We start from the raw sequence: 2,591 nt of genomic DNA on the forward strand, positions 1-2,591 counted from the left end.
AGCGTTCGAGGACGAGGGCGAGGCCCTGTCCGACGCCGATGCACAGGGTGGCGACGCCGGTGCCGGAGCCGCGGCGGGCGAGTTGATGGGCGACGGTGCCCGCGAGCCGGGCGCCGGAGGCACCCAGCGGATGCCCGAGCGCGATCGCCCCGCCCTGCGGGTTGAGGACGTCCGGGTCGAACTCCGGCCACTCCGCGACACAGCCCAGCACCTGCGCGGCGAACGCCTCGTTCAGCTCCAGCACATCCAGCTCGGCGAAGGTCCGGCCGGCCTTGGCCAGGGCCCGGTTGACCGCCTCGACCGGCGCCAGACCGAAGTAGTCGGGGTCCAGCGCGTTGACGCCGCTCGCGCTGATGCGGGCCAGTGGTTCACGGCCGGTGGCGCGCAGGCCGTCCGCGTCGACCAGGAGCAGGGCGGCGGCGCCGTCGTTGAGCGGGGAGGCGTTGCCGGCCGTCACGGTGCCGTGCCCGGGGCGGAAGGACGGCCTGAGCCGGGCCATCGCGGACAGCGAGGCGTCCGGGCGCACACACTCATCCGCGCCGAAGACGACCGGCTCACCCGTGCGCTGCGGGATCGCGACGGGCGCCAACTCGCCGTCGAACAGGCCCCGTTCCTGGGCGGCGGCGGCCTTGCGGTGGGAGGCCAGCGCGAACTCGTCCTGCTGCTCACGTGTGATCTTGTGCCGGTCGGCGATCAGCTCCGCGCTCTCGCCCAGCGGGATGCTCCACCGCGGGTCCATCCTCGGATTGACCATCCGCCAGCCCAGCGTGGTCGAGTACAGCTCGGCGTGCCCGGCCGGGAACGCCCGCTCGTTCTTGGGCAGCACGTAGGGGGCGCGGGTCATCGACTCCACCCCGCCCGCCACCGCGATCGAGGCATCCCCCACGGCGATCGCCCGGGCCGCCTGGATGACCGCCTCCAGACCCGAGGCGCACAGCCGGTTGACCGTCACCCCGGGCACCGAGGTCGGCAACCCGGCCAGCAGGCCGGCCATCCGGGCCACGTTGCGGTTCTCCTCACCGGCCCCGTTGGCGTTGCCGACATACACGTCCTCGATCCGGGCCGGGTCCAGGTCCGGGACACGGGCCAGGAGTGCACGGATCACATGCGCGGCCAGATCATCCGGCCGCACCCTGGCGAGAGCGCCGTTGTAGCGGCCGAACGGGGTGCGCACCGCCTCGACGACGTACACCTCCCGCATGCCGTGGCTCATGACCGGACCTCCTGCGGGATGCGGACCTTGGCCGCCGTCCTGGCGGTGACCTCCTCGACCGTGACCCCGGGCGCGGTCTCCACCAGCACCAGCCCCTCGCCGGTGACGTCCAGCACGCCGAGGTCGGTGATGATCCGGTCCACGCATCCTTTGCCGGTCAGCGGCAGCGCACACTCCTGAAGGATCTTCGGGCTGCCGTCCTTCGCGGTATGGGTCATCACCACGATCACCGTGCGGGCCCCGTGCACCAGATCCATCGCCCCGCCGATCCCGGTGACCAGCTTGCCGGGGATCGCCCAGTTCGCCAGGTCACCGGCCGCCGAGACCTGCATCGCCCCCAGCACCGCAACATCGATGTGCCCGCCCCGGATCATCGAGAACGACAACGCCGAATCGAAGAACGAGGCCCCCGGCAGGACGGTGACCGTCTCCTTCCCCGCGTTGATCAGATCCGGATCCACCTGATCGTCGCTCGGATACGGGCCGGTCCCGAGGATGCCGTTCTCGGATTCGAGGATCACCTCCACCCCGGCCGGCAGATAGTTGGGGATCAGGGTGGGCAGCCCGATGCCCAGATTCACGTACTGGCCGTCCGCCAGCTCGCACGCGGCCCGCGCCGCCATCTGCTGCCGTGTCCAGGCCATCAGCTGCTCACCGTCCGCTGCTCGATCTTCTTGTCCGCCGCCTGCCCGGGCGTCAGCGCCACCACCCGCTGCACGAAGATGCCGGGCAGGTGCACCGCATCCGGATCGATCCCGCCCGGCTCGACCAGCTCCTCCACCTCGGCGATCGTGACCTTCCCGGCCATCGCCGCCAGCGGGTTGAAGTTCCGCGTCGACTTGTTGAAGACCAGGTTTCCGTGCCGGTCGCCCTTCGCCGCCCGCACCAGCGCGAAATCGGTGCGGATGCCCCGCTCCAGCACATACTCGACGCCCTCGAACTCGCGCACCTCCTTCGGCGGCGAGGCGAGCGCGACCCCGCCCTCGCCGTCGTAACGCCACGGCAGCCCGCCCTGCGCCACCTGCGTACCCACCCCGGCCGGCGTGAAGAAGGCCGGAATCCCCGCCCCACCCGCCCGCAACCGCTCCGCCAGCGTGCCCTGCGGAATCAGCTCCACCTCCAGCTCCCCCGCCAGATACTGCCGCGCGAACTCCTTGTTCGCCCCGATGTAGGAGCCCGTCACCCGCCCGATCCGGCCCGCCGCCAGCAGCACCGCAAGACCCGACTCCATCGCCCCGCAATTGTTGGACACCACCGACAGACCCCCCACACCCCGCTCATACAGGGCCTGGATCAGCACATTGGGCACCCCACTCAAACCGAACCCGCCCACCGCCAGCGACGCACCCTCCGGCACATCCACCACCGCCTCAACGGC

3 protein-coding genes are annotated in these 2,591 nt (G+C 71.4%); all 3 read right to left on the reverse strand.

Annotated elements, in window-relative coordinates; all coding sequences use genetic code 11:
* Positions 1-1,201, reverse strand: a 1,201-nt coding sequence (locus ACGFYN_RS47990; protein ID WP_393872259.1) for a thiolase family protein, incomplete at its 3' end; no start/stop codon positions are given.
* An 8-nt stretch (positions 1,202-1,209) separates the two neighbouring features.
* Positions 1,210-1,857, reverse strand: coding sequence for a CoA transferase subunit B (locus ACGFYN_RS47995; RefSeq protein WP_393872257.1), 648 nt, complete (start codon positions 1,855-1,857; stop codon positions 1,210-1,212).
* On the reverse strand, positions 1,857-2,591 hold a 735-nt coding region (locus tag ACGFYN_RS48000; protein WP_393872258.1), incomplete at its 5' end, for a CoA transferase subunit A. The genes ACGFYN_RS48000 and ACGFYN_RS47995, both read right to left, overlap by 1 nt.

Source organism: Streptomyces sp. NPDC048419, assembly GCF_043200415.1.
In the GTDB taxonomy this organism is placed as follows: Bacteria; Actinomycetota; Actinomycetes; order Streptomycetales; family Streptomycetaceae; genus Streptomyces.

Coding starts and splice junctions, on each gene's coding strand:
- ACGFYN_RS47995 (WP_393872257.1), bottom strand. CDS start 1,857: ATGGCCTGGACACGGCAGCAGATGGCGGCGCGGGCCGCGTGCGAGCTG.